This is a genomic window from Micromonospora cynarisoli, assembly GCF_030518815.1.
GTDB lineage: Bacteria > Actinomycetota > Actinomycetes > Mycobacteriales > Micromonosporaceae > Micromonospora > Micromonospora wenchangensis.
On record NZ_CP130426.1, the window covers coordinates 5,501,967 to 5,527,727 of the forward strand.

The following is a 25,761-nucleotide window of genomic DNA, read 5'->3' on the forward strand; positions in this document are numbered from 1 at the left end:
GGGCGTGGCCGGTCGGCCTCAGCCGAGGTTGAGGCCGACCGCCAGGGCGACGACGGCGAGCAGCGGGGGGAGGAGTTGCTTGAGCGCGGCGCTGGCCTTCGACGGTGCCGAGATCAGCAGCACCAGACCGGCGGCGACCATCGACCCCGCGCCGACGAAGACCAGGGTCGCGCCGACCGGGTGCGCGCCCACGGCGTACGCGACGATTCCGACGACCACCGCGACGGCCAGGAAGAGGTTGTAGAAGCCCTGGTTGAAGGCGAGCTGCCTGGTGATCTCCGCCTCCTGGCGGCTGGTGCCGAAGACCGCTCGGGCGCGGGCGGAGGTCCAGACCACCGACTCCAGGTAGAAGATGTAGACGTGGATGAGGCCGGCGATGCCGGCCAGGACGAGTCCCGCGACGACCACGCCGCTGCCTCCCTCGTTCGCGCGGACGGAGATGTCCGCCACCGGCATTCTCCCTGCCCGCCGTGTTCCCCCAATCAGGTGTTGGCGGTTTGCCGTCGGCCTCCTACGGTGGGGGAGACATGGGGGAGGTTCAGGTTGCTCGACGCGGGTGACGCGGTGCGTTGGCTCCAGCTCGCCGCGCCCCGGGGCGGGCCGGACGACCTGCCGCTGCTGGTGAACCGCGTCGCACCGGCCGTGGACGCCACCGAGATCGTCATCTACCTGGCGGACTACCAGCAGGCGAGTCTGGTGCCGCTGCCCGGTGCCGGGCCGGTCCGCGAGAGCCTGACGATCGAGACGACCCTCGCGGGCAGGGCGTTCACCGGTCTCGACGTGCAGCGGGCGGCCGACAACCCGGACCGGGTCTGGGTTCCGCTGCTGGTCGGGTGCGAACGGATGGGCGTCCTGGAGATCGTCTCGCCGGTCGCCGGTGACCGCGCCCTGGACGGGCCGGCCCGGGAGTTGGCGACCTGCGTCGGTCAGCTGGTGGTGAACCGCCGACCGTACGGTGACGTGGTCGAACGGCTGCGACGGCGGCTGCCCATGCAGGTCGCCGCCGAGATCCTCTGGGGGCTGCTGCCGCCGCTGACCTTCGCCACCGACGACATGGTGCTCACCACCATCCTCGAACCGTGCTACGACGTCGGCGGCGACGTCTTCGACTACGCGCTCAACGACGACGTGCTCAGCGTCGGCCTCTTCGACACCTGCGGGCACGGCATCAAGGCCAGCACCCTGGCCTCGCTCGTGGTCAGCGCCTACCGCAACGCCCGCCGCTGCGGCCTCGACCTGGTCGACACGGCCCTCAGCATCGACAAGTGGGTGCGCTCCGAGCACCCGCACCTGTTCGCCACGGCACTCCTGGTCGAGCTGGAACGCCGCACCGGCCGGCTCCGGGTGATCAACGCCGGCCACCCGGGGGCCCTGCTGTTGCGCGACGGCAAGGCGATCAGGGAACTGCCGGGCCCGACCGCCCTCCCGCTCGGCCTGGGCCACCTGGCGACCCACCGCCCCGAGGTGTACGAGGAGGAGCTGCACCCCGGCGACCGCATCCTCGCCTACACCGACGGCATCACCGACGCGCGCGGCCTGGACGGGGAACGGTTCGGGTTGACACGGCTCGTCGATTTCGTCAACCGGGCCCTCAACGACCGGTTGGCGACCCCGGAGACGATGCGCCGGCTGGTGCGCGCGGTGGTCGCCTACCAGGAGGGGCAGCTCGACGACGACGCGACGGCGCTGCTGCTGGAGTGGCGTCCGCCTGTGACGCCGCTCGCCCCTACCTGGTGAAGGGGCCTGAGCCTCCACTGGGGGTCGCATCTGCACGACTGCGGCTACTCGCAGCCGATCCCGTCGCCGTCGCGGTCCAGTTTCCGTGAGTACCCGGGGTCGCCGCGTCGGATCGGGGCCGCACCCGCCGCCCGCACGGCTGCGCAGTTGGCGTAGTACACGTCGCCGTTGGTGTCGTCGTAGCCGCCCAGGTCGCCGTTGCCGCCGCCCGGCTCGCAGGCTTCCCCGTCGCCGTCGCGGTCCAACCCGGGCCGGTAGCCGGGCTCGCCCTCGAACAACGGGGCGTCGCCGGCTGCCCTGACCGCGTCGCAGTTCTTGTAGTACGGGGCGGGTTTCGGCTTGCTGGTCTTTTTCGGGGTGGGGCCCGGAGTGGGGGTTGGCGTGTCGTCGGGGGTGGGGGTGACGGTGGCGAGTGCCCCGCCGAGCTTCCGCGCCTCGACCGCTGCGGATGCCGTCGGTGCCGATGCCGGCTTCGTCTCATTGTTGTCACCGAATGCGCCGGCAAGGCCGCTGCCGCAGCAGCACACGCCGAGTAGTCCGGCGAGGGTGATGCCGATGGTTTGTTTGGCGGTGAGTGCTTTCGTCACCGGCCGAGTGTGCCGGCGGTGGGCGAGGCGGCGGGATGGTCCTTTCAGACGGGGATCTGTCGAATAGACGACTGCGCTTTCGGCGGCACCCCGCAGGATTTGCCACACCACCTATGTGCCCCTATCCGAAAGCATGGCGATCTCTGCGCTTGCGGCATCGACCCACAGAGAATCGGCGGAATGGCGTGGCTTTTCGGCTTGCCTTTCGGGTTCGGATTGGTGAATGCCTGGCCCGAGCAGCGGAGGTGGGTTCCTCAGCCGGTCACACTCTCTGTCGCCAAGCCGACGTCGTCCCCATCGGGCCGATGCGACCGGCCAGCATCGACCGCGTATCCGACCAAGGAGCCATCGTGACCATGCCGCAGTACCCCGGCAGCCCGCAGGAAACCAACCCGCAGCAGCAGTGGGCCAGCCCCGACGGGCAGCAGCACGACTACCCGGACGCCGGGACCACCATGGCTTGGGCCCCCACGTCAGCGGGGAAGACGGGGAGGCCGATCCTCCGTGCCGGGGTCGTCGCCCTGGCCGTGTTCGTCGTGCTTGGCTTCGGCGGTTACGCCGTGTACGACCAGTTCATCCGCGAGGACTCGGGGGTGGCCGCGTGCAAGGCGATGGCCGCCGGGAAGAAGATGGACGGCAGCCCCAAGACCACCGGCGGTGACACCGCCGTCGAGAAGAAGATGACCGAGGCCGAATACCGGAAGGCACGGGCGATCTTCGAGGACTCGCGGTACGAGAAGCTGCGCGAGCACGGAACGGCGATCGTGGACGTGGTGTGGCAGATGCAGGGGCTGGACGACGACAGCGGGTTGGCGGGACTGGCATTCATGGGTCCGCTGGGAACGCACCTGTCGGGGTTGCAGTCGGCATGCGCCGATCAGGGAGTCATCGTCGACTTGAACGTGAAGTGACGGTGTGCCGAAACGGCAGCTGCCGCTTCACGGCCATCTCCAACCCTCAGCAGCCTACTTCTCATGCGATGCCGTGTGGTCTGCCCATCGGACGAGCGATGGGCGTTGACCGGTGGCGATGTATTCAATGACTGCCCGGTGGGCGGTTTCCACCGACAGCACTGCCAACTCGGCGGGGATGGTGACCAGAGGGGAGTCAGACGACTCCAGCACCACGATCGGCTCGGCCGGCGGCTGTTCCACCGCGTGGCCGCCATCGGGCAGCCAGCGCAGCGCTGCCCTTGCGTTGTCGTAGTCGATGTCGAGGCGTAGGACGTCGTCAGCCCCGCTCGGTGCGAACCAGAATGCGTGCGCCCGGGTGCCGTGCGGTCCGATCATCAGCGTCTGCTTGTCGAGGAACACCCGGGCGGCCTCCGCGTCAGGTAGTTCCTGCTCGCAGATGTCGAACACCACGCGGTATGTCATGACCTGATCCTCTCACCCGTGCCTGTGTAGGTCGTGGTCCACCAGGTTCGTCCGCCGTCCTGTGTCGCCCAGACAGTCAGGCGGGCACCGGCGGGCAGGACCGGGGGAAGGAGTTTGTCGCAGGTCAGCGGCCAGTCCCGATCGAAATCCCGAGTCCCGCATGTGGTGTTGTTCAGCACCAGCTCACCCTCGTCGAGTTCGTCGCGGCGCATCCGCGCTGCGACGTGGCTCTCGACGTGGCTGACCAGGACGCGTGGCCACCCGCCGCCGGCGAAACGGGTGCAGGTCCGCGACAGAGGCGTCATCGTCCCGGCTGACAATGGTTTCGCCGTTGAATACCCCAGTGGTCGGGTCCGTCCGCTTGTTGCGGACCGGCAGGCTCCGACCGGTTTCTTCGACGTGTACGGGTGGCTGGGGTGACGGCGATCCCTGCCCGGGTACGTCGCCACCCGCGGTCGTTTTCCCGCGTCACCGGCTGCCCGCGCCTCGCCCAACGCGCCCTCGACGAGGTGCTTCGCAGCATGGCCACGCTGCCCTACCTGTTCGAGGACCTGCTTGATCGCCGCCAGTTGGACAGCATCGGACCCTGCTGCCCGCCCTGCAGCACGGCGGCGGTGAGATGCTGAACCTCGCCGAGCGTGGCGATGGCGGCCGCGACTGCGACGTTGGCCGCGTCCAAGGTGGCCACGACCTGAGTCATCACGGCAATCGTCTGCTGCGGCGACTCCTGGCTCGCGGCGGCACCAACCGCGCTTCGCGCCTGCGCAATGTGGCCGCCAACCGACGCCACGCGTGCCCGGATCTCCTGAGTCCCGGCCTGAACCGCGCGCATACGCTGAGCGATCACGGTGAAGCCGGCGGCGGCTGAACGGGCGGCCACCTCAAGGGGCACCAGGACTGTTTCAGCTATGACTCGAAGCGACATGCGGGCGTGAGCCGGACCCCTGCTCAACCTGTCCGGTCGGATCTTTGTCCGGGTGGTTGTTGACCAGTGAACGTGATGCGACAGCATGTAACGGTGCTTGAGGACCCGACTAAATGGCGCGAGCTTGTTGCCGAGTACGACGCACTCCGCCAACTGAGCTCCGGGCAGACGCAGCAGGCGCGCGGCCAGCGGTTCAACGGGATGATCGCCGAGCTCCTCTCCGCCTTTGGTCTGCGGGCAAAGTCGGATCAACGGAGTCTCGGCGAGTTGGATGTTGTCTTCACCTACGGCGGCCGGCGCTTCATCCTGGAGGCCAAGTGGGAGCGGGGGAGAACAGGCACGGGCCCGATCGCGAAGCTCCAGCGGCGGGTCGAGCAGCGTATGGCGGGCGTGACCGGCATCTTTCTGGCGATGAAGGGCTTCACCGCTGAGGCAATAGCCGAGATCGACAGGGGTCGACGCCTCGACGTGCTGTTGCTTGACCAGTCCCACTGGGAGGCGATGCTCAGCGGGTTCGTGTCACCGCAGGAGCTCTTCGACCTGGCCACCGACGCAGCATCGTTCCAGGCCCGCGCCTATACACCGATCGCTGAACTGCTCAAGCACCCGACGGCGACGCCCAGGGTGGCGACCGAACCTGCGGGGCGACCGATCGACGACCGGGTCACCACCATCGGTCCCATCCCGCAGGACGACCTTCGTTACGTCGGTCTCGGAGTCCAGGGGAGTCGCACGCCGCTGCTCACGCTCGGGCAGGGCATCCTCGCCGTGGATCTGGCAGGCAAGCGCGCCAACTGGGCCGTGCCCATCTCGGGCTGCAGTAACGGCTCACTGTCCGCTGCCGATGGCAGCGTCTTCATGGCCAGAGGAAACGGCATCGGGCGTTGGAAGGCCGGACAGCTGACCACGGTGTCCAGCGGGTCAGCGAAGCCACACGACAGTCATCTCCTAATGAGACCTGACGGATCGATCTGGTGCCTCGATCGAGGATCACCCGAGGCTGCGCCGGCTCACCTGATCAAAGTCGGGCTGCAGGTAGGCGACGAGAAGAGGTACCGACTGCCCACCTCGGCGACAGCGGCAACTTGGCTGACCAGCACGAGGCTGGTGGTGGCGAATGGCGGAGATCTCCTCGTACTCTCGTCCCGGTTCACCGTGGAGCGGCGCCTGTCCGGGCCGGCCGGGAACATACGTGCGTTGACTGCCGTCAACGAACACACGGTCGTCATGCTCATGGACGACCTGACAGTGGCACTGGTCGACACGGACGTTCCAGAGCCGCAATTTCTGGGGCGGATCAATCGGATCGGACTACCTGTCGTGGTCGTTCGTCGCACCGAAGGCTCCATCCTTGCTCTCGGCCATCATCTCGCCAAGGAAGGTCATCTCGGCGTCGCCGAGGTCGACATCCTCGGCCGCCGCCCAGCCCACGAGCATCCCTCGCAGAGGGGCACGGCGCGGCAGGCGGAGCCAGGCGGAAGCAGAGCTCAAGTCCCTCCCGTTGTGGTCACTCCGCCTGTGGTGCCCAGAGCGGCAGTGGTGGCAAGAGCGACCGTCGTGCCGACGACGCAGCTGCCCGCCGAGCCTCCCCCGGCGACGATCACCCGTGTCCGCGCCGACGGAGGGCTATCGACCGAAGAGCGGCTCGATGACCAGCGCTGCGGCTACGCCGACGGCCTGACCGCAGCTAAGGAACTTCCCCTGTATGCGCTGGAAGGTCTCTTGGCGTGCAACTTCGAGGTCGCAAGTTGGTTGAGACCGTGGCGCGACCAATGGGAACGCATTGCTTCCGGACGCGCCGGTGCCGGGGAGGTCCTCGCTGACTGGCTACCACCCCTCGCTCTCCGCCTCGGCGTGTATGCCGCGCCGCCCAGGGTGGCGCATGGGCAAATCGCACCCTCCGCCTTCTACGTCATTGGATTCGCAGACGGCGCCAAGGCTGCCTGGCTGGATGCCGTACGCAGTCGAATTGTGCCCGCGGACGCGGTGACGCTCAGGCAGTGGATCCAGGCCCCGCCACCACGACCAGGTCTGCCTACCGGCCTGCAGACCATCGCCGGCCTCAGCGCGGCTGCGAAGAGGGCTCGCAGACTGACGATCTGGAAGTGGACTGGGCGCGGTGTCCTGTGGCTGCTGACGAGCATGTTCTGCCTCGGTGAGATCGCCGCGATCGGTATCACCGTCGCCGGAGAATGGGAGCCGAACACCGTCAGCAGCACGGTGATCGGCAACGCCTGCTTCGGCGTCCCGCTCCTCGGGCTCCTCTGGTTCGCCATCTGGGAGCTTCGACGTGTCGCCAACGGCGGGCGACCGCAGGTGCAGCACCATGCGCAACCGCCGTCCCCTCCAGCGGAACAGCCCGCACCCAGTACCGACGCGATGAAGCCGCAGGCGGAGCCACCAGCCGGACCGGTCCTCGAACGCGCCGACTGGGTGGTGTCGCGCCCCGACCGGGCCAACCCGCCGGCCGAATATGCCACCTTCGCCACACACAGTGGCCTCTACTGGACCGTCGTTGCCCTCAACTCACTCCTGATCATCATTCTGGCTATCGTGATCGCCGCTACGAGCATCCTTACCTTCGTCAAAGTCCTCTTGGGCTTGACCGACGCCTTTCTCATCTTCGTGACCATCGGGTTCGGTAAGCTGGCGAGCAATCCCACCCGGCTGGAGATCGGCAAAGCCGGAATCCAGGTCTACAGCCGCAGCGGAACCTCCTGGTTCCCCTGGCAAGCCCTCGACCGAGTCGAGATCACGCGGTTGGAGGCTGGCCGCTACCACCTGGTCGCATGGTGTTCGAACCCCGAACTGTTCCCGGAGTCCGACAACCTCGGCTGGGGACCCCGCTTTCTGCCCAAACTGAACGCCGTCGGCATCTGCCCGCTCAACATCCTTCATACCCGTCGGCATCTCGTCGCTCGCGCGTTGCGGATGTACGGAGGCAACCGCTATGGCCGGCTGTGATGCCGCGACGGGCGGCAAAGACCGAGACCAGACCTACCCCTGGACCTGCGACAAGATACTTCCCGCCAACCTGCCGCAGAATAGCCGCCTGAGAGTATGGGTCACCCGCGACGGCGGAACCACATGGTGGCACGGTGTCTATACCGGCACCGGAGAGAGGATCACCCGTTGACGCTGCTGCTGCGCGACTACCACGGCCATGCCTTCGAGCCGGCCGACGCCGAGGACGCCGGACGCCGCTTCGACGAGCAGATCGCGACGATCATGCCGCACGAAGGCAGCGGACAGACCCTCACCATCGGCACCCACGACCAACCCACCCTCCGCATCGACATCGACATCGATGCCGACCGGGCGGCGGTACGTTGGCTACCTGACGGAAGCTACGCCGCCGAGCGACAACCCGACACACCCATCACCGTGTACGAGTCGCCAGACACTGGTCTTGTGGACATCGCGCGAGTGGCCCCGGCTGCCGCCCGGACCGCAGTCGTCGAGTATGTCACCACCGGTCAGCGTCCTACCAACATCCGCTGGTGGCACGCCGATCAGTACCCGTCGTTATCTCAGCGGCCGTGCTCATGATCGAAACATTGAGGTCAATGATCGGAGACATCGATCCGGCAAGCGCTTCTTTGGCCTTCATTGGGATTGTGTTAGCCGCTATCGGGTTAGAAGTTGCGCGGCGAGCATTGAGATGGCAGCAGACCGTTCCTCCCGACGTGGCGGAGCGGCTAGCCGTTGCGATCGGGCAGGCAGAGCGGGGGGCCCGTCAGCAGTTGTTGGGTGGACACGACCGGGTAATCGATGTGCAGTTCGACCTCCAGCCGGCGCCGACACATAATGCTGCGGGCGCAATCAGTCAGGGCCGGCTGCGTGAGATCGCGGCCTATTATCAACGGCTGCGACCGCGCCGGTTGGTAATCACCGGAGCGTCCGGAGCGGGTAAGACCGTGCTGGCCATCGAATTGATCCTGTCATTGATCGAGTCCCGGGGGAAGGATGATCCGGTCCCGGTGCGTCTACCCGCGACCATCTTGAACCTAGACTTCAAAGACGACGTGGATCCAATGGCCGCCACGCAGCAGATGGAACGTTGGTTGGTCGACCACCTGGTAAGGACCTATCGTTTGAACAGGAAGTCGGCTTGGGCCTTAGTGAAAGCTGGCCTAGTTCTGCCGGTCATCGATGGGCTCGACGAGTTGGACGCCACCGATACCCCGGGATACGCCTCCCGGGCTGGGCATGTACTTCGAGTGTTTAACGGCTACCAGCGTCTGCGTAGCAAGGCAGAATTGATCGTGACATGCAGCAGCAGGCAGTACTCTGCCCTCATTGCAGATTATGCTTGGCTCGAGGATGCTGCTCGCGTGGAGATTCGCCCGGTGAGCGCGGCAATGGCTAGGGCTTTTATCGTCGCCCGAGCAGTAGATGCTGATCGATGGAATGCGGTGCTGGACGGCATGAAGCGTAACCGTCGTGGTCGGCTAGCGCTCGCGCTCGACACGCCGTGGCGGCTGACGTTGGCGTTGACGGTGTACGAAGAGCGCGATTCTGACGGAAAGTTCCTACGTAATCCGGGCGCCCTAAACGGCCCCGCCACGGACACACCTGAAGCCATTCGTGATCACCTACTCGGGCTGTTCATCCCTGCGGCGTTTCGACCCTATGCCACCCGGCAGCCGTATGAGTCGGCGCAGGCGCAAGCCTGGCTTGCGGTGTTGGCGAGCTACCTGGACCGCAACGCTGCCACCGGCCGTCAGGTCGGCGGGCGAGTCCTGTCAGGTACTGACATCGTGCTGCAAGAGCTGTGGCCCCTGGCCGGTTTCCGCCGCCCACGTATGGTCCACACCGTGATCGCCCTCCTGGCGGCTGTACTCGTTACCGTTCCCATCGTGATTGCGGAAACAGTGTCCAGGGTTCCCGGGGTCCTGACCGCGATCGTGGCATGTTTCGCTGCTGTAATGGCATACGCAGCGTGGTCGACCTGGCCACAACCGCACCGACTGGTCTTCGGTGGGCGCCGCACCCTGAAGAGCGACTTCCGCGCCGTTCTCAATTACGGGTCCTGGGCCGGACTGGCAGGTGCGTGGATGGTGAAAAACAGGACCGGAGCGGCTCTTCAAATTCTGACCGGAATCGCTTGCTTCATCATGATGGGAAGTGTGGGTTTCATTACCTCCGGGCAAACGACGAGTAGGGATATCGGCACACCCCGCCCGGAGTCGATCATTCGCAACGACTTCGTATTCGGGATCACGTTCGGCATGATGGTCGGGCTAACGTTCGGGCTCATCTTCGGGGTTTACCGCGGGATGGCGGTCGGACTCACGTACGGAATCTTCCTCAGCCTCACGACTATCTTCATATTCTGCGCGGCAGGGCCACGTTACGTCGCCCTACTATTGTGTACCCGATGGCCCAGCCGAAACTCCCTGCCCTGGCGCCTGGGGCGATTCCTCGCCGTCTGTCACCAGGCCGGCCTGATTCGCATCGCGGGTAGGGGTTACCAATTCCGGCACCGGGAGTTGCAGGACTACCTCGCGCGCCACGCCACATCCTGGAGTTCGCGCTCGAGCCCTGAACCAGAGACGCCTCCGTGCGGGGACCGTTGAAGCCGCCTTACTGCGGAGTTTCGGGTAGACCGAATAGCGGAGTCTCGGTGCCGTCCCGAGCATCAATTCTGCAAAGAGGTTGCTCAGCGTAATTCCCCGTAGCACGGGGAAGGATGGGGTGTGGGGGCGTCCGTAGGGTGGTGGCGTGAGCGATGTGACGTACGCCCGCCTTGGTGCGGAGGCTGCTGGTGGGTTGATGGATGAGCTGTGTGAGGTCTACGCGGATGCGTACGGGCAGGTGCCTGGCGAGGACGCGACGGTCAAGGTCGATGCGTTCCGGGGGCGGGCTACGGGGGCGTTGGGTGCGCGGAACTACGAGCTGGTCACCGCGCGGGTGGGGGATGGGCTGGTGGGGTTCGTGTTCGGGTACAGCCTGCGGCAGGATCGGGGCTGGTTCGCGGGGCTTCGGCCGGTTCCGGAGGAGGGGTTCACCGACGAGCGGGGTGGTGAACGCACGGTGGTCCTGGCCGAGATCGAGGTGCGTAAGGCGTGGCAGGGTCGGGGGATCGGGCGGGGCCTGCACGATTCGTTCCTGAGGGGACGGCGCGAGGAGCGTGCGACCTTGACGGCCAACCCGGTTGCCACGGCAACCCATGCTCTGTACGAGGGGTGGGGTTGGCAGCGGGTAGGCAGCATTCCGGGCCGGCCGGGGGCGTACTACCGGGAGTACGCGATGTTCGTGCGTCCGCTCCCGTTACCTGGCGGGCGTTGAGGACCGGTAGGCGGCGATTGCCTGGTCGAGCTGCTTGACGGCGCGAGTGCGCTTCCAGGGATCGAGCCCTCGACGCATTTCCTGTAAACGCTGCTCGATGCGGCGAGTCGAGTTCACCGATGTCAGTTCCACGACTTCGATGGTGGTTTGGCAGGCCAGGCCGATGTTCTGCTGACGCGCGAAGGCATCTGCGCGGTAGAGAAGGCGGAACGACCGTTCGTGGATGTTGCCGTTGTCGCTGAGCCTCAACGCCTTCTCTGAAGCTGCCATGATTCGATCCACTCCGTCGAACTTCAACGCGTTCTGGGTGCTGGTGCTCCAGTAGAAGGATTCGTCGTAGAAGTACCACCAGGACTGGCTGGGGCTCTGGTCGGCCAGTGCTTCCTGTAGGGCGGTGTATTCGCGGTCGAGGGTTTGTTTGGATTGGTGGTTTTGGTTGTCGGCGGTGAGGGCGCGGACGGCTACGTCGGCGGCGTAGGCGCGGGCGTAGGGGCTGCCGGTTTGGTCGGCCCAGGCGGAGGCTGCGGCGGCGTGGTCGATGCCGATGCGGGGTTTGCCTTGCCAGGTGGCGAGGTGGCTCATGGTGCAGAGGATGTAGGTGACGAGTTCGACGGCGCGGGCGTCGTGGGCGGCGGTGCGTGCGTCGTCGTAGAGGCGTTGTGCGGTGTGGTAGTCGCCGGTGTTGAAGCAGAGCCAGCCGGCGAGTTGGGTGAGTTCGGCGTAGGTGGCGATGGCGCGGTCGCGGTGTGGGCCGTGGGGTGCGGCTTTGGCCTGTTGTTCGGCGATGCGTCGGTAGGCCAGGGCGGTGGGCAGGGTGGCGGCAGCGCCGAGGACGTCGCCCTGTCTGCGGAGGTTGGGGATCATGGCTTGGCAGTGCGCGAGGGTGGCCGGTTCGAACCGTGCGGGGTCGGTGAGCGTGGGTGCGGCGGTGGCGCTGTCGGTGAAGCCCGTCAACTCGGTCAGTGGTGCGCTCGCGGCGACGGCGAGTGCGGCGGTGAGTTTGCCGAGGAGGTCCCGTCGGGTCTGGGGGTGGGGTACTCGTTGTATCCACATGGTGATGACCTGCGCCAACTCTGCGAAGTTGACCTCCTCGGGTCGGCGGTACAGGCCGGCGGTTTCCGCTTGTGGCGGGGTGTCCGCGTCGGGGCCGGGGCGTCGACCGAGCAGGTCACGAAGCAGGATCTCTGCCTCGCCTGGCACCATGATTTCACCTTGCAGGCCGGGTTTCATCCCCTCGGGCGTGACGGGGGTCGATGCGGTGGCGGGGTCGAGGTGGCGGAAGCTGGGTAGGTCGGCCAGGAGGTCGGCGACGCTGCATTCGTAGAGTTCGGCGAGGCGGGCCAGGTTGTCCTGGGAGGGGGAGTAGCCGCCCTTGCCGGGCCAGATCTCCCAGTACGAGAAGCTCTTGAACGACTTGGGTTCGTTGGGCCAGCGCTGGTTCCATTCCTCGGCGGCCTTCGCCTGGCTCCATCCGCGTACGACGCGGAGCGCGACGCGGGGGTTGAGGCGGAACCTGTCGCGGAAGACCTCGGCGGTCTCGACCCATGTTCTTCCCGCTGACCGTAGTTCGGCGGCGAGGCGCGTTTGTTGCTGCCGCAGGCTCTCGGGATTCCCGTCGGTCATGTGCGGCCCTTCCCCGTCAGCCGTGTCCATCGATGGTGCTGCACCACCGTACGCAATTCGGGCCGTCTATGTAACTTCCCCGCGACACGGGGAATTGCGGGGAAGGAAACCTCCCAATGATCACAGGTGGCGGTGTCGGTGCCGCGTCAATGATCGTGGACGCAGTTGCCGGGCGACCGCGTTCCTGCGCCTTCTTCGCATTGCGAAGGATGTGGACCAGTGATGCCCGGAAGGCGTTGTCCGATGTCGGTGTCGAGAGGGGTGGACGTGACGATCCACCGGAGGAAGTGGTTCATGTCCGCGCCTGATCTTGAGCAGTCGCTGACCCCTGCTATCGCTGATCATGAGCGGGCGGCGGCGTACTTCTGGTCGTACATGGTGGATCGGAGTGTGCGGTTTCTGCCGGAGCGGCTTGCGCCGGTGTTCTTCTCGACGTTGGTGGAGTTGATCGCGCACGGTGCTGATCCTGCTGCTTATCGGGCGGGGCTGGTGGTGTTGGGTCGGTTGTACCGGCGGTTCGGTCTGCATTCGTATCACGGGACGGTAATCGGGGCGGCCGTGGTGGCTACGGTGCGGCGGTTTGAGGGGGAGTCGTGGGGGCCGGAGTCGGCGCGGGTGTGGGAGCAGGGTTGTTTCCGGGTGTTGCGTCTGGCCGAGCAGTCCGCCGAGATGCTGGGTGATGGTCCGCAGGTGTCGTTCGGTGTGGTGGAGTCGGTGGTGTCGGCGTCCGGGTGCGTCGCGGTGGTGACGGTGCGTCCGGTGCGGCGTCTGGTTTATGTGCCGGGTGACGCTGTGCCGGTGTGTTCGCCTCGGTTGCCGGGGCGGTGGCGGTGGTTGTCTCCGGCGAACGCGCCGCGTCCGGACGGGACGGTGGAGTTCCACGTCAGTGTCGTTCCTGGTGGTGTCGTCTCGCCGGTGCTGGTGAGGCAGGTGGTGGCGGGGGAGTTGCTGTGGTTGGGGCCGCCGTGTGAGGTGGGCTTGTCGTTGGCGGCGGCCGGTGATGCCGATCTGTTGCTGGTTGCTGGGGGTACGGGTCTTGCGCCGTTGCGGGCGTTGGTGGAGCAGGTTGCGGCCTCGCCGGGTGGGCGGCGGGTGACGTTGGTGGTGGGTGTTCGCAGGTTGGGGGGTCTGTATGACGCGGCGGCGTTGGACGAGTTGCAGCGCGAGCATGGTGAGTGGTTGACGGTGGTGGTGGTGCTCTCGGGCGATGGTGGTGCTGATCCGGTTGCTCGGGGGAGTTTGCTGGGGTCGGTGTTGCATCACTATGAGGCGGGGCAGGCGGTGTTGGTGTGTGGTCCGCCGGAGTTCGTCCGGGAGGCGCGGACGTGGCTGCCGATCGGTGGGGTGAAGCCTGACGACCTGCATGTGGCGGTGACGTTCCAGCGGGGCTTCGACGTGGACTTGTGGGCGTCGCGGCAACGCTCCGTCGACACCACTGCGGTCGTCGAGGCGGCCGGTGGTGAGGGCGGGGACCGCCGGGTGGGGGACGTGCCGTGACGCGGGTCGTGGTGTGTCGTGCGTCGGTGGTGGATCGTGACGTGTTGTCGCCGCTGGTGGCGGAGTCGTTGTCGGCGGGGCCGGTCGGTGGCTGGTTGGTGCCCGACGTCACCGAACGACCCGAGGTGCTGGGCCGGTATGCGCGGCTGTTGGTGTCGTGGGGGTTGGAGCACGGCGAGGTCGGTACGACGGGGGACCGGTCGGTGGTGGCGGTGTGGCATCGGCGGTTGGAGGTGCCGGTGTCGTCGGCGGCGTGGATGTATGACCTGCACCGGGTCCTCGGTCGGCACGCGTCGCGGTTCGCGTTGTGGCACGCCTACGTCGACGCCGTGGTCCCGCAGGTCCCCCACGCCTACCTGGCGCACCTCGCCGCCCGCCCCGGCGGCGACGAGGCAGCGCGGGCGTTGCTGACCGCCCACCACCGGGTCTTGGACGGCGAAGGTCTTCCCGCGTACGCGGAGGTTTCGGGTGGTCGTCCGAGGGAGGGTTTGTTGGCCGGGCTGGGGTATGAGCCGAGGTCACCGATCCTGCTGGAGCCGGACGGCCCCGCGCTGTGGCGGATGTGGCGACCCGGCCCTGACAGCGGCCGGGCGTGTGGCGGGCTTCCCCCTCGGGTCCGGCTGCGCCGTGGGGTGACCCCGGTACGTGGCCGGCTCGTCCCGGTACCGCCGCGTTCTCCCTGACCGTTCTCTCTGACCGCGCCCGGTAGGGCGTCACCCCTGATCAGTAGCTGGCGGAGGCCATGTGGCCCGCCAGTCCCACCCGTGCACCCACTTTCCGAAGGAGGGCTTGTCTCATGTCGACCGTTGTCGAGCGTCCCGTGGTCATGGTCCCGCCGCGTCGGCGTGCGGCGGGTTGGTGGTTGCCGCCCTGGCTGACCCCTACTCGCTCCCGGCCCGCCGCCTCCGACCGCGCGGACGGCCAGGCCGACGCGGACACGGAGCCGCAGGCGCACCTGTGGGGGTACGCGCTCCGCCGGGAGTGGCCGGACGGCACGCATGACCTGTTCGGGTTCACGCCCCGCGCCGACGTGGCGTTGCGGCGTCTCGACCGTGACCGGGGCTACTGGCGCACGGGGCCGGTGCGGCCTGTGGCGGTGTATCTGGTGCCGGTGCACGCCGCCGATGTCACCACCCATCCGGTACGGGACTGCCGTAAGGCGTCGTGCCCGGACGCTCCCAGGCGGGGGCGGCGGTGAGCGTGCACGAGCAGGTGGCTCTCGCCCGGCGGACGATGACCCCGACCGGTCTGTCGATCTTTGGGGCGGCGGCGTCGGCACCGATGGTGGTTCTCGCCGGTGGTCTGGTCACCACCTACGCCACGACCCGGGTGACCGCCCTGCCCCTCACCTTCCTCCTAGTCGCCGGGGTCGTGGCGTTGTTGATGGTCGGCTACACCGCGTTGGCCCGGCAGGTCGGTCATCCGGCGGCGTATTACGGCATCCTCGCCCAGGCTGTCAGCCGTGGTTGGGGTGTCGCCGCCGGTCTGGTCGCGCTGGTCGCGTACACGGCGATCCAGACCAGCTTGTACGGGCTGTTCGGGGCGATCCTCGCCGGCCAGCTCGGCGGGACGTGGTGGGTGTGGGCCGGTATCGCGTGGGCCGTTGTCGGCGCGCTTGGGGTGCGGGCGATCGCCTTGTCGACCTGGGTCCTCGGTGGGGTTCTCGCGGTTTCGCTGCTGATCGTGGGCCTGTTCGTCGTGGCGGGTCTCGGTTCTCCAGCTGACGGTGCCGTGTCGTGGGAGGGGTTTGACGTCTCCGGTTTGGCGGTGGGGGGGATCGGTGGGGCGGTGGCGTTGTGCGTGGCGGCGTTCATGGGTGTCGACGCCCCTGGTTCGTTCGTGGAGGAAGCCGTCGACCGCCGGTCGATCAGCCGCGCCACCATCACCGCCGTTCTGGCCTTGGGCGGTGTGTATGCCGCTGCGGCGTGGGCGATGGGTGTCGCCGTCGGCCCGCACACCGTCGCCGTCCGCGCCGCCGACCCGTCGTCCGGCCTGCCGTTCACGGTCCTCGAACCTGCCGGCCAGGGGTGGGTGGGTGTTGCCGGGGTGGTGTTGGTGTTCGCGATCGTCACGTCGATGTTGGCGTTTCACAACGTGATCGCCCGGTACGTGTTCGCCATGGCCCGCGAAGGTGTCCTCCCGACCGGTCTCGCCCGCACCGACAGCGCGACCCGGGTCAGCGCCCCGCGTGGTGGTTCCCTTGCTCAGACGTCGGTGGCGGCCCTCGTCGTCGCCGCGTTCGCCATCGCCGGGGTCGACCCGGTGGCGGTGATGTTCACCTGGCTGTCGACCCTCGGCGCGTTGGGCCTGCTCTGCCTGCTGCTCGCCGCCTCGGTCGCCGCGCTGGCCGCTCCACCCGCCGTGCGGGGTGAACGGGCCGGGGTGTGGCAGTGGAAGGTCGCGCCGGTGTTGGGGGTGTTCGGCGGGTCGGTGGTCCTGGTCGCGATGGTCGGCAATGTCGGCTCGCTGCTCGGGGCGGTGCCGGGGTCGCCGTATCCGCTGCTGCTCCCGGCACTCCTCGCCGCGACCGCTGCCGCGGGCGGCATGTGGGCGAGGTATCTGCGCCGCACCCGACCCGACGTGTATGCCGGCATCGGCCACGGCACCCCGAAGACGCATGCCGTTCCCGACGCCCTGCACATCTCCATCTGACCGGCGAGGACAACCCGATCATGACGACCTACACCGCCCACACGCCAGCAGCACCGGGCTACCGCAGTAGTGACCCGCTGGATCCGGCCTGGCGGCCCGAACCCCGGCCGACGCCACCACCGCCCGGCCCCCGCCGGCCAGCAGACCACCAGCCCCCACCGGCACCCCGTCTGATCCAACCGGCCCCGCCGGACTACCGGATGCCCGACGAGCGACCGTACCGCCGGGACGTCCCCGTCCACGTGGCCCCGCCCGAGCACATCCCGTCACCCTCCGCACAGCCGGGGGAGCCCGACGACAGGGTGTCGGTCGAGGCTCGCTGGTGGGCCGATCTGCGGCAGCAGGTCGTCTACCGGGCGAAACGCCTGAACACCGGCCACATGATCGAAGCCGATCAACGCTACGGACACCGCGACGCCCTCAGCCCACACGGGGTGATGCTGTTCTTCGTCTCCGACGCCCCCACCCAACCCCACGGCTACCAGTTGCACACCGCCTACCGGCTGTGGCTGGCCTCCCCCGAATCCCAACACCTGCCCCGCCTCCTCGCCGACCTCACCGACGTCGTCACCGACAACATCGCGCGGGCCGGTGCGGCGGCCCGCCGATGGCATCCCCTCGGCCCACACGGCTCGATGGTCAACGGCGGCGACATGACCCTGCCCGCCGGGGCCGTCTACGTCGGCGCGGGCGTGACCACCCTCGACTCCGACCAGGGCCGCTGGCAGCAACTCGCCCGCACCCTACGCGCCTCCGGCGACCACCACCGCCGCTCCGTGTTCGACCTCAAAGGCCAATGCTTCGCCCTGCTCACCGACGGCACCGCCCTACACGTCGACCGCGACCCCCACGCACCCCTCGGCACCGACGGCGTCCGCTGCACCAAACCCCTCGACCCCGACCGGATCACCTACTACAACCCCCACGAACACCTCACCGACCAGGGCGACACCACCACCCGCGACACCTGGACCCAACTCACCCGGCTACACCGCGCCCTCGCCGGGCACCTCCTCGCGGGACGTCCGGCATGACCCACACCCCCACCCCCACCCCCGCGTCCGCTCGTCTGGGTGGTCTGGCCGAGGCCGCGGACCTCGGCCGTACCCCCGTCGACGTCACCGCGGTCCTGGACCACCTGGCCGCCGAGGCCGACACCACCGCACCGACCTGCATCGGCTTCCCCGGCGCGGTCGACCTGGACCACCGGGAGGTGATGGCCCGCCTCGGCCACCGCCTGTGGAACAACATCGGCGACCCCACCGACACCACCGGCACCCCCCACACCCGCATCCTCGAACAAGCCGTCATCACCTGGCTCGCCGACACCCTCCACATGCCCACCCACGACCGGTGGGGCTACGTCACCACCGGCGGCACCGAAGGCAACCTCTCCGCCCTCCACACCGCCCACCGCCGCCTCCCGACGGCACGGATCTACTACTCGACGGCCGCGCACTACTCCATCCCGAAGATCGTCGAGATGCTCGGAGCACGCGGCGTGCTGGTCGACGCCGGCCGCGACGGGGAGATGGACTACGACCACCTCGCCACCCAGGTACACCGCCACCGCCGGTGGCCGGCCATCGTCGTCGCCACCGCCGGCACCACCATGACCGAAGCCGTCGACGACACCACCCACATCCACACCATCCTCGACCACCACCAGGTGCCCGGCCGGCACGTACACGTCGACGCCGCCCTGTCCGGCATCCCCCTCGCCCTCGACGGACGACTCCGCCTCGACGACGACAGCCGCATCGCCAGCATCACCGTGTCCGGACACAAATTCCTCGGGGTACCCACACCGTGCGGAGTGGTCCTCATCCGCAACAGCCTCCGCCGCGACAGCACCCAGGTCACCTACACCGCAACCCTCGACTCCACCGTCACCGGATCACGCTGCGGACTCGCCGCCGCACTGCTCTGGCACGCCATCGCCACCCACGGCCGCGAAGGACACCGATGGCGGGTCAGCCAAGCACGCCACCTCGCCGCCTACACCGTCGACCAACTCACCACCGCCGGCTGGCCCGCCTGGCGACACCCCCACGCCTTCACCGTCGTCCTCCCCACCCCACCCACCGCAGTACGGGCGAAGTGGCTCCTCGCCACCGACACCGACGTCAGCCACCTCATCTGCATGCCCGGCATCACCCACGGACAGATCGACGCCTTCGTCACCGACCTCACCGACGCCACCGGACCGGGTGCGGGCCATCCACACCGTCTGGGGCCAATTCCCCGCCCCCGGTCCGCGCCTACCGGCAGGGGACGACAGTGAGCGGCCGGGGCCGTCGAAACGGTCCCGGCCGCGTCTCCTGCCGGGGTCACCCGTCGAGCGGCTTGATCCAGATGTTGCGGTACTGGACGGGGTTGCCGTGGTCCTGGAGCCGGATCGCGCCGGCCGCCGGACCCTCCGGCCGGCTGCCGCCGGTCGGGCCGAGGATCTCCACGTCGTCGTGCACGGTGACGCCGTTCCACACCACGGTGACCCGGGGGTTCGCCACCTTGACGCCGGCCGCGTCGTAGCGGGCCTGCCGGTACTCGATGACGTACGTCTGCCAGGTCTGCGGCGGGCGGGCGGCGTTCACGTCGGGCGCCTTCTGGGTGTAGATGGCGGCGGCGTCGTTGTTCTGCGGCGGGTCGATGCCGAACGAGTCGAGCACCTGGATCTCGTAGCGGTCCTGGAGGTAGACGCCGCTGTTGGCGCGCTGCTGGCCGGTCACCTCCGGCGGGTAGAGCGGCAGGTTGAACTCGACGTGCAGCCGGAAGTCGCCGAACGCCTGCACGGTACGCAGGTCGCCGCCGCGTACGGTCATGGTGTTGCCGTCGAGCGTCCACTCCGGTTCACGCCCGTCGGTGTGCTGCCACTCGGTGAGGTCACCGCCGTCGAACAGGGTGATCCGTTCCCCGCGCGGCCGGACGGCGAGCACGTCGAGGTTGACGTGACCGGAGTCGGCGCTCTCCTTGCGGTACTCGACGATGTTGCGGCCCCGGCGCAGGTGCGCCTTGGTGGTGACGGTGCCCCACTCCTCCCAGGTGACGGTGGACGGGAAGACGGTCTGTTCGATCCGCTTGCCGTTGACGTACAGGCTGAGTTGCTTGGGGCCGGAGAACGGGTTGGGGCCGTTGCTGTAGCGCATCGCCAGGTCGTGGTTGCCGGCCTCGGGGACGTCGACGGAGATCCGGGTGGACGAGCCGTCGTCGGCGAACCCGGCGGCGAAGCCGGCACCTGAGTAGGCGGCGTGGTCGGTGGCCATCCCGACGCCGACGGTGCGACCCTCCTCGGCCTCGAAGAACGTCTGCGGCTGGGCCACCCGGCCGGGGATCTCGTTGAGCGTGTACCAGGCCTCGGTGTTCCACAGCTGCTCACCGTCGGCGGCGGAGAACGGGCGCGGCGAGCGGACGTGCACCACCCGGTTCTCCTTGAGGCCGGGGATGCGCAGCCTGACGGTCCGCCCGTTGGCCGCCAGCACCGCCCTGGTGACCGTGAGCTTCTCCAGGTCGAGCTTGGGACCGCCGTACTGGCTGGTCGCCCCGTAGCGCCACTGCGTCACCTGGTACGCCTCGGCGAGCCGTTGCGCGGTCTCCGGCGACAGCTTCTCGGTGTACTCCAGGTCGAACCCGTTGGCGGTGGCCCGCATCTGCTTGACCTCGAAGGTCGAGGTGCCGTTGGGGGTGAGTTTCTGGAGGCCGTAGCTGAGCTTGCCCTCCTGGCCCCAGTTGCCGCCGGCACCCACGCCGCCCACGTAGAGCGCGCCGTCGGGGCCGAGGGTGACCTCGTTGACGCCGGCCTCCAGGCCCTGCGTGTGCCGGAACACCGCCCCCTGGTACTGCCCCTCGACCTCGTCGAGGTACACCCGTTGCAGGCCGCCGTAGGTGACGTCGCCGACGACGAGCTGCCCGGCGTACGGGCCCTGCGTCAACAGCACCGGGCTGGACGGGGAGTTGCCGATCTCGTTCTGCGGGAGCCAGACGATCGGCCGGGTCACCGGCTTGTCGTCGTACGGCCCGTCGGGGGTGGTGTAGTGGTTGAAGAAAGCCCCCTGCTGGATCTGCACCAGCTTGGACGCGGGTAGCCAGCCACCCTGGTTGTCGGTGACGAGGACCTCGCCGCGCGGCCCCCAGCCGATCCCGTTCGGGGTGCGCAGCCCGCCCGCCACGTACGTGATCTTGCCGGTCCGGGCGTTGACCTTGATCGAGGTGCCCCGGTTCGGTGCGGGCTGCGGCACGGTGGTGGCACCGCCCTGGTTGATCGCGACCGACAGGTTGAGGTGGAAGAACCCGTCGCGGTAGAGCAGGCCGAACGCGAACTCGTGGAAGTTGCCGCCCCACGGCCAGGTGGCGACCGTACGCCGGTCGTCGGCGACGCCGTCGCCGTCGGTGTCGCGCAGCGCGGTCAGTTCGTCTTTCTGGCTGACGTAGACGGTGCCGTCGACCACGGCGACGCCCTGCGGCTCCCGCAGCCCGTCGGCGAACCGGTGGTAGGTCGCCTGCTCCGGGCCGGTCGCGCCGGTGACGCCCTCGCCCACCCAGATCTCGCCGGTGGCGTTGTCGGTGCCGCCCCAGGTGCTCAGCACGAGCGCGCCGTCGGGGCGGAACGCCATCCCGGTGACCTGCGGCCGGAACCCGTCGGGGCGGATGTCGGTGAGGGTGTAGCCGGGGTGCACCCGGTCGAGCGGCAGGCCGTCGCCGGCCGAGTCGGTGGCCCCCTCGCAGTACTTCCAGCCCGGCGCGGTGACCCGGACCACCCCGGCGTCGGTGCTCAGTGCGGAGTTCGGGACGAGGGTGAAGTCGCTGCTGCCGGGCGGTCGCCACGCCAACCGGAGCACCTGGCCGCCACCGTTGTCGAAGTGCTCGATCCGCAGCGGGTGCCGGCCGGCGGTGAGGGTGATCGACCCCTCCTTGGCGGTTTCCCCGTGCAGCCCGTCGTGGTCGACGACGACGGTGTCGCCGATGCTCAGCCGGGAGCCGTCGTCGCTGGTGAGGCGGAAGGCGTAGGTGCCGTCGACGGGGGCGGCGAGGTTGCCGGTGACGTGGCTGACGAACCGGTCGGACAACCCGAAGTCGTCGGTGCTGCTCCAGTCGACCTGCGGCATCAGCTTGTCGACGTTGGGCGTCTGGGCGGGCTTGAGGGTGCACAGCGCCGACAGTGAGGTGCCCATGTCGTACGTACGCAGGGTGACGCCGGGCTCCTGGGGTGGCAGGTCGGCGGCGGGGGCGGCGGTGGCCGGGGCGACGGACCCGGTGGCGAGCGCGGTCTCCAGGGCGGTGCCGGCGGCCACGAGCGCGGATCTGCGCCGCCGGTGCGGGGTGGTCATGGTGCCTCCAGTGGTGGTGGGCCCGGCCGGGGGACCGCGCCACTTTCTTCCGTTGACGGTTCGGTATGGAACGCGTCACACCGAAGATTGATCGCAGACACTAGCACTTTGGATCGATTCGGGGAAACTTTTCGATGGTTGTGCAAAAGTCGACCGGGGGCGGGTCGAATCCACCGGCTCGTGGGCTGGTGGGCGGGGTCGGGGGTGAGGCACTATGCCCATGGAATCCGCGCAGCTCAAGCCAGGACTGGTAGGTGAACCGTGCCGCTGCCCCGTCGCGTGGTCGTTTCCGGTGTGATCGCCACGGCCGTCCTCGGCACGGCGGTGGGCGTCGCCGTCTGGGCCGGCCGGGACGACCCGGCGTACCAACCACCGACGTCACGCGTGGTGCAGCCCGGCGCACCCGGCCAGCCGGGCCGGCAACTGTCCGGCACCGACCTGGCGCAGGTCTCGCCGCCCGGGTTCACCGCCGCCGACAGCCGCTTCGTGCAGGGCATGATCCCGCACCACACCCAGGCCCTGGCGATGACCGCGCTGCTGGCCGGGCGCACCACCAGCCCCGACGTGACGCTGCTGGCCAAGCGGATCGAGGTGTCGCAGGGCGACGAGATCGCCCGGATGCGCACCTGGCTCGCCGAGCGCAACGTACCGTCCGCCGGTCCGCACGACGGGGCGGCGCACGACGCGCTCATGCCGGGAATGCTCACCGCCGCCCAGTTCGAGCAGCTCAAGCAGGCGCGCGGTACGGAGTTCGACAGGCTCTTCCTCACCGCGATGATCCGTCACCACCAGGGCGCACTGACCATGGTGGAGCAGTTGTACGCCGCCGGCGGTGGCCTGGAACCGGCGAGCGACCAGTTCGCCCGGGAGGTCAACGCCGACCAGGGCATCGAGATCCAGCGCATGCAGCAGATGCTGGCCAAGCTCGGCTGATCGGGTGTCCGCCGGCCGCACCCGGTCGCCGGGCCAGCCCCCGCCGCCGGCCCGTGCCGGAACGGCCGGGGCCTGCCCAGCGTCACTGGGCAGGCCCCGGGTTCAGGCGGTCCGTCGGCCCGGTCGGGCCGGGCGGGTCACCTGTCGAACTGGTCGATCAGCGCCTGGGCGTCGCGGACCAGCAGGTTGCGCGCCCCGATGGCGTTGAGCGCGCGGGCCTGGTCGAGGAAGGCGGTCAGGTGGGTGACCGCCTCCGCCGGCTGGCCGCTACCGGCCGCCGCGCCGGCCTTGCCGAGGCTGGTGGTCAGCTTGTCGGCGTTGCCCGCGCTGACGGTGCCGGCGGACCGGTAGCCGTCGACGAGGGCCTGGAGGTCGGCGAAGGACGTCGCGGTGGTGAACGTGACGGACCGGTTGGTGGTGTTACCGGCCTTGTCCTTCGCGGTCACCGTCAGGGTGTGGCTGCCCAGCGGGAGGCCGGACAGGGTGACCGTCGCCCCCCGGGCGACCCGCTTGCCGTCCAGCAGCGCGCTGTCGGGGTTGATGCCGGGCCCGGAACCGGTGTCGGTGACCGTCCAGTCCACCGTCACCGTGCCGGAGTCGCCGTACGTCGTGCCCTCGGTCAGCCCGGACACCTGCACCTCGGGGGCGGTCCGGTCGATCTTGAGCCACTGGCTGCCCTGCCGGGAGGTGTTGCCGGCCGCGTCGACCGCCCGGTAGCGCACCGGACCCTTCACCTCGGCGCTGATCGTCGCGACGCCGCTGGCCGGCACGTCCACCCAGGTCACGCCGTCGTCGACGGAGTACTGGCCGGTCCACATGCCGGGGATCAGGCCGGTCAGGGTGAGCGTGACGGCATCGGTGTACCAGCCGTTGTTGCCGGTCGGCTCGGCCGGGCCGACCGTGGCGGAGACCCGGGGGTTGAAGGTGTCCGCGAGGTCCACCACGGCCTGGCGGAGCGTCCCGTACGCCGCGGCGTCCAGCCGGTCGGCGAGCGTCCGCAGTTGCGTCTCGGCGGCGAACCGCTTGCCCTCGGCGGCGAACCCGCTGGCCCGGCCCAGGGCCGTGTCGACCTCCGCGCTCAACGCCTGGTCGATCGCGCCGGCCCGTACCCCCTGGTCGTGGTAGGCGCGGACGAGCGCGAAGCTCGGCGTCCAACTGATCTTCGGCTGCCCCTGGGCGTTGAACCCGGCGAGCTTCACCTGGGTGGCGGCCTCGATCTCCGCCGCCGACAGGTGGGCGCTGGGCTTCAGCGCGAACACGTCGAAGCCCCGGGCGATCTCGTTACCGTACAGGTTGCCGTTGTACCAGTACGCCGACCAGAAACCACCCAGCACGAGCGCGCTCGGGTTGACCGGGCCCCGGTCGAAGTACGCGATCTCGTGCGGGTTCTTCGAGTCGGTGAAGTCGAACACCGAGATGCCGCCCTGGTACCAGGCCTGCACCATGACGTCGCGGCCGGGCACCGGGATCAGCGAGCCGTTGTGCGCGACGCAGTTCTCCTGCAACGACTGGGGCACCGGCAGCTTGTAGTAGCTGGCGAAGGTCATCTTCCGGTCGACGATGTCGAAGATGGCGTTGGCGCCCCACTGCGGCAGGTCGGTGTCCCGGCAACGCGCGCCGCTGCCACCGCCCCACTCGTCGGTGAAGATCACCTTGGTGCCGTCGTTGTTGAACGTCGCCGAGTGCCAGTACGCGAAGTTCGGGTCGGCCACCTCGTCGATCCGCTTCGGGTTCGCCGGGTCCGAGATGTCGATCAGGATGCCGTTGCCCTGGCACGCGCCGGCCGCCAGCCCGATCTCCGGGTACGCGGTGATGTCGTGGCAGGCGTTGGTGTTCGGCGTCGGCGACCAGGTCGACCCGGACGGGTGCCGGGGCGTGACCGGGCCGTTCTGGAGGCCGTCGACCCGACCGGTGACCGGGTCCTGGAACAGCCTCGGCTGGTTCACCACGGCGGCGTCCTGCGGCGCGGCCACCGGCACCTTGATGACGTCGATTCGCCACCGCGACGGGTTCTCCCCGTCGGCGGCGTTGTTGTTGCAACCCTCCATCGTGGTCGCCGGCCGTACCGAGGTGGTGCCGGAGACGTAGACGTAGACGTTGTCGGCGTCGCGGGGGTCGGTCACCACGGAGTGCGTGTGCGAGCCACGGCAGAGTTGGACGGCCGCCACCTGCACCGGGTTGCGGACGTCGCTGATGTCGAAGACCCGCACCCCCTGGAACCGGGTGCCGACGTTGGGGTTGGTGCCGCAGTCGACCCGGCCCCGGCTCTCCTCGACCGACATGAACAGCAGGTTGCCGTGCACGGAGAGGTCGCCCTGCCCACCGGGGCACACGACGCTGGTGACGAGCGTCGGCTCGGCCGGGTCGGCGACGTCGACGACGGTGAACCCGTTGTAGTTGCCCTGGAAGGCGTACCGGCCGCCGAAGGCGAGATCCGAGTTGTAGTACCCGCCGTTGCCCGGGTTCGTCGGGTCGACGAACCCGGCGGGCTTGTCGCGGTGCGCGACGTGTTCGAGGTTGCTGATCGCGGACTGTGCGTCGAGCCAGCCGCCGCCGAGGCCGACGCGCGGATCGGGCTCCGCCGCCGACGCGGTGCCGGGGAGCGCGCCGGCCAGCAGCAGCCCTGCGGCTATCAGGCCGAGGGTCCGTCGACCCCGGCGTGCCCTGGTGGTTGGGGGAGTTGTCATGTGTCGCCTTCCGATCGAAGACCAGCCGCGACGTCCACATAGGGAGAAACGCGTCGCGTGAGTAAGGACCGTACCGACGATGCGGTGCTGGTCAAGACGCCCAGGTGAGCTATGTACGTGTTTGCGCGG

General features: G+C 68.8%; 21 protein-coding genes. 13 read left to right on the forward strand and 8 right to left on the reverse strand.

Going from position 1 to position 25,761, the window contains the following annotated elements; translation table 11 throughout:
- Positions 1-18: 18 nt before the first annotated feature.
- Positions 19-450 carry a DUF1304 domain-containing protein gene (locus Q2K16_RS24230; RefSeq protein WP_302740405.1) on the reverse strand — a complete coding sequence of 144 codons (432 nt, stop codon included), beginning with the start codon at positions 448-450 and terminating at the stop codon, positions 19-21.
- Positions 451-543: 93 nt separating this feature from the next.
- Here Q2K16_RS24230 and Q2K16_RS24235 point away from each other — a divergent pair, with 93 nt between their 5' ends.
- Positions 544-1,737, forward strand: coding sequence for a PP2C family protein-serine/threonine phosphatase (locus Q2K16_RS24235; RefSeq protein ID WP_302740406.1), 1,194 nt, complete (start codon positions 544-546; stop codon positions 1,735-1,737).
- Between the two features lie 44 nt (positions 1,738-1,781).
- Here the strand turns inward: Q2K16_RS24235 and Q2K16_RS24240 are convergent, their stop codons facing one another.
- Positions 1,782-2,324 (reverse strand): excalibur calcium-binding domain-containing protein, encoded by a 543-nt coding sequence (locus Q2K16_RS24240; RefSeq protein WP_302740407.1) that lies wholly within the window; start codon positions 2,322-2,324, stop codon positions 1,782-1,784.
- Between the two features lie 350 nt (positions 2,325-2,674).
- On the opposite strand from Q2K16_RS24240, the gene Q2K16_RS24245 reads away from it, so the two are divergent.
- Complete coding sequence (locus Q2K16_RS24245) at positions 2,675-3,235, forward strand: hypothetical protein (protein WP_302740408.1); 561 nt, start codon at positions 2,675-2,677, stop codon at positions 3,233-3,235.
- A gap of 54 nt (positions 3,236-3,289) precedes the next feature.
- On the opposite strand, the gene Q2K16_RS24250 is transcribed toward Q2K16_RS24245, so the two are convergent.
- The 3 genes from Q2K16_RS24250 to Q2K16_RS24255 form a co-directional block, all read right to left on the reverse strand.
- On the reverse strand, positions 3,290-3,700 hold the full coding sequence (locus Q2K16_RS24250; protein WP_302740410.1) for an Imm1 family immunity protein: 411 nt from the start codon (positions 3,698-3,700) through the stop codon (positions 3,290-3,292).
- Positions 3,697-4,149 carry a DddA-like double-stranded DNA deaminase toxin gene (locus Q2K16_RS33100; protein WP_368052502.1) on the reverse strand — a complete coding sequence of 151 codons (453 nt, stop codon included), beginning with the start codon at positions 4,147-4,149 and terminating at the stop codon, positions 3,697-3,699. Before Q2K16_RS33100 ends, Q2K16_RS24250 begins: the two co-directional genes overlap by 4 nt.
- An 86-nt stretch (positions 4,150-4,235) precedes the next feature.
- Positions 4,236-4,592 (reverse strand): DUF6244 family protein, encoded by a 357-nt coding sequence (locus Q2K16_RS24255; protein WP_302740412.1) that lies wholly within the window; start codon positions 4,590-4,592, stop codon positions 4,236-4,238.
- 126 nt (positions 4,593-4,718) lie between these two features.
- Here Q2K16_RS24255 and Q2K16_RS24260 point away from each other — a divergent pair, with 126 nt between their 5' ends.
- From Q2K16_RS24260 to Q2K16_RS24275, 4 genes are all read left to right on the forward strand, one after another.
- Positions 4,719-7,589: a restriction endonuclease gene (locus Q2K16_RS24260; protein WP_302740413.1), complete on the forward strand. Its 2,871-nt coding sequence runs from the start codon at positions 4,719-4,721 to the stop codon at positions 7,587-7,589.
- 168 nt (positions 7,590-7,757) lie between these two features.
- Positions 7,758-8,174 (forward strand): Imm1 family immunity protein, encoded by a 417-nt coding sequence (locus tag Q2K16_RS24265; RefSeq protein WP_302740414.1) that lies wholly within the window; start codon positions 7,758-7,760, stop codon positions 8,172-8,174.
- The gene (locus Q2K16_RS24270; RefSeq protein WP_302746593.1) at positions 8,171-10,204 is read left to right on the forward strand and encodes an NACHT domain-containing protein; all 2,034 of its coding nucleotides are present in this window, start codon (positions 8,171-8,173) and stop codon (positions 10,202-10,204) included. The genes Q2K16_RS24265 and Q2K16_RS24270 overlap by 4 nt, the downstream gene beginning before the upstream one ends.
- Positions 10,205-10,349: 145 nt before the next feature.
- Entirely contained in the window at positions 10,350-10,916 is a 567-nt protein-coding gene (locus Q2K16_RS24275) for a GNAT family N-acetyltransferase (protein WP_302740415.1), read from the forward strand.
- Here the strand turns inward: Q2K16_RS24275 and Q2K16_RS24280 are convergent.
- Positions 10,899-12,569 carry a helix-turn-helix domain-containing protein gene (locus Q2K16_RS24280; RefSeq protein ID WP_302740416.1) on the reverse strand — a complete coding sequence of 557 codons (1,671 nt, stop codon included), beginning with the start codon at positions 12,567-12,569 and terminating at the stop codon, positions 10,899-10,901. The two genes, Q2K16_RS24275 and Q2K16_RS24280, sit on opposite strands and share 18 nt — an antisense overlap.
- Before the next feature lie 231 nt (positions 12,570-12,800).
- Here Q2K16_RS24280 and Q2K16_RS24285 point away from each other — a divergent pair, with 231 nt between their 5' ends.
- The 6 genes from Q2K16_RS24285 (at position 12,801) to Q2K16_RS24310 (ending at position 18,972) form a co-directional block, all read left to right on the forward strand.
- Positions 12,801-14,036: an FAD-binding oxidoreductase gene (locus Q2K16_RS24285; RefSeq protein ID WP_302740417.1), complete on the forward strand. Its 1,236-nt coding sequence runs from the start codon at positions 12,801-12,803 to the stop codon at positions 14,034-14,036.
- A 26-nt stretch (positions 14,037-14,062) separates the two neighbouring features.
- Positions 14,063-14,719, forward strand: coding sequence for an N-acetyltransferase (locus tag Q2K16_RS24290; RefSeq protein WP_302740419.1), 657 nt, complete (start codon positions 14,063-14,065; stop codon positions 14,717-14,719).
- Between the two features lie 113 nt (positions 14,720-14,832).
- Positions 14,833-15,234, forward strand: a complete 402-nt coding sequence (locus tag Q2K16_RS24295) for a hypothetical protein (RefSeq protein ID WP_302740420.1) — start codon at positions 14,833-14,835, stop codon at positions 15,232-15,234.
- Positions 15,235-15,269: 35 nt separating this feature from the next.
- Positions 15,270-16,688: an APC family permease gene (locus Q2K16_RS24300; RefSeq protein ID WP_489671933.1), complete on the forward strand. Its 1,419-nt coding sequence runs from the start codon at positions 15,270-15,272 to the stop codon at positions 16,686-16,688.
- A 200-nt stretch (positions 16,689-16,888) separates the two neighbouring features.
- Positions 16,889-17,722, forward strand: a complete 834-nt coding sequence (locus tag Q2K16_RS24305) for a hypothetical protein (protein ID WP_302740423.1) — start codon at positions 16,889-16,891, stop codon at positions 17,720-17,722.
- Positions 17,719-18,972: a histidine decarboxylase gene (locus tag Q2K16_RS24310; RefSeq protein WP_302740425.1), complete on the forward strand. Its 1,254-nt coding sequence runs from the start codon at positions 17,719-17,721 to the stop codon at positions 18,970-18,972. Before Q2K16_RS24305 ends, Q2K16_RS24310 begins: the two co-directional genes overlap by 4 nt.
- Positions 18,973-19,018: 46 nt before the next feature.
- Here the strand turns inward: Q2K16_RS24310 and Q2K16_RS24315 are convergent, their stop codons facing one another.
- Positions 19,019-22,012, reverse strand: a complete 2,994-nt coding sequence (locus Q2K16_RS24315; protein ID WP_302740426.1) for a 3-keto-alpha-glucoside-1,2-lyase-like domain-containing protein — start codon at positions 22,010-22,012, stop codon at positions 19,019-19,021.
- Positions 22,013-22,306: 294 nt separating this feature from the next.
- Here Q2K16_RS24315 and Q2K16_RS24320 point away from each other — a divergent pair, with 294 nt between their 5' ends.
- Positions 22,307-22,945 carry a DUF305 domain-containing protein gene (locus Q2K16_RS24320; RefSeq protein ID WP_302740427.1) on the forward strand — a complete coding sequence of 213 codons (639 nt, stop codon included), beginning with the start codon at positions 22,307-22,309 and terminating at the stop codon, positions 22,943-22,945.
- A gap of 137 nt (positions 22,946-23,082) precedes the next feature.
- Here the strand turns inward: Q2K16_RS24320 and Q2K16_RS24325 are convergent, their stop codons facing one another.
- Positions 23,083-25,632, reverse strand: coding sequence for an FIMAH domain-containing protein (locus Q2K16_RS24325; RefSeq protein ID WP_302740428.1), 2,550 nt, complete (start codon positions 25,630-25,632; stop codon positions 23,083-23,085).
- Positions 25,633-25,761: the final 129 nt, after the last annotated feature.

Bases quoted from the DNA above. Each gene is read 5' to 3' on its own strand.
- Q2K16_RS24250 (WP_302740410.1), bottom strand. From the start codon at position 3,700: ATGACATACCGCGTGGTGTTCGACATCTGCGAGCAGGAACTACCTGAC.
- Q2K16_RS24270 (WP_302746593.1), top strand. From the start codon at position 8,171: ATGATCGAAACATTGAGGTCAATGATCGGAGACATCGATCCGGCAAGC.
- Q2K16_RS24280 (WP_302740416.1), bottom strand. From the start codon at position 12,569: ATGGACACGGCTGACGGGGAAGGGCCGCACATGACCGACGGGAATCCC.
- Q2K16_RS24295 (WP_302740420.1), top strand. From the start codon at position 14,833: ATGTCGACCGTTGTCGAGCGTCCCGTGGTCATGGTCCCGCCGCGTCGG.
- Q2K16_RS24300 (WP_489671933.1), top strand. From the start codon at position 15,270: ATGACCCCGACCGGTCTGTCGATCTTTGGGGCGGCGGCGTCGGCACCG.
- Q2K16_RS24305 (WP_302740423.1), top strand. From the start codon at position 16,889: ATGCCCGACGAGCGACCGTACCGCCGGGACGTCCCCGTCCACGTGGCC.
- Q2K16_RS24310 (WP_302740425.1), top strand. From the start codon at position 17,719: ATGACCCACACCCCCACCCCCACCCCCGCGTCCGCTCGTCTGGGTGGT.
- Q2K16_RS24315 (WP_302740426.1), bottom strand. From the start codon at position 22,012: ATGACCACCCCGCACCGGCGGCGCAGATCCGCGCTCGTGGCCGCCGGC.
- Q2K16_RS24325 (WP_302740428.1), bottom strand. From the start codon at position 25,632: ATGACAACTCCCCCAACCACCAGGGCACGCCGGGGTCGACGGACCCTC.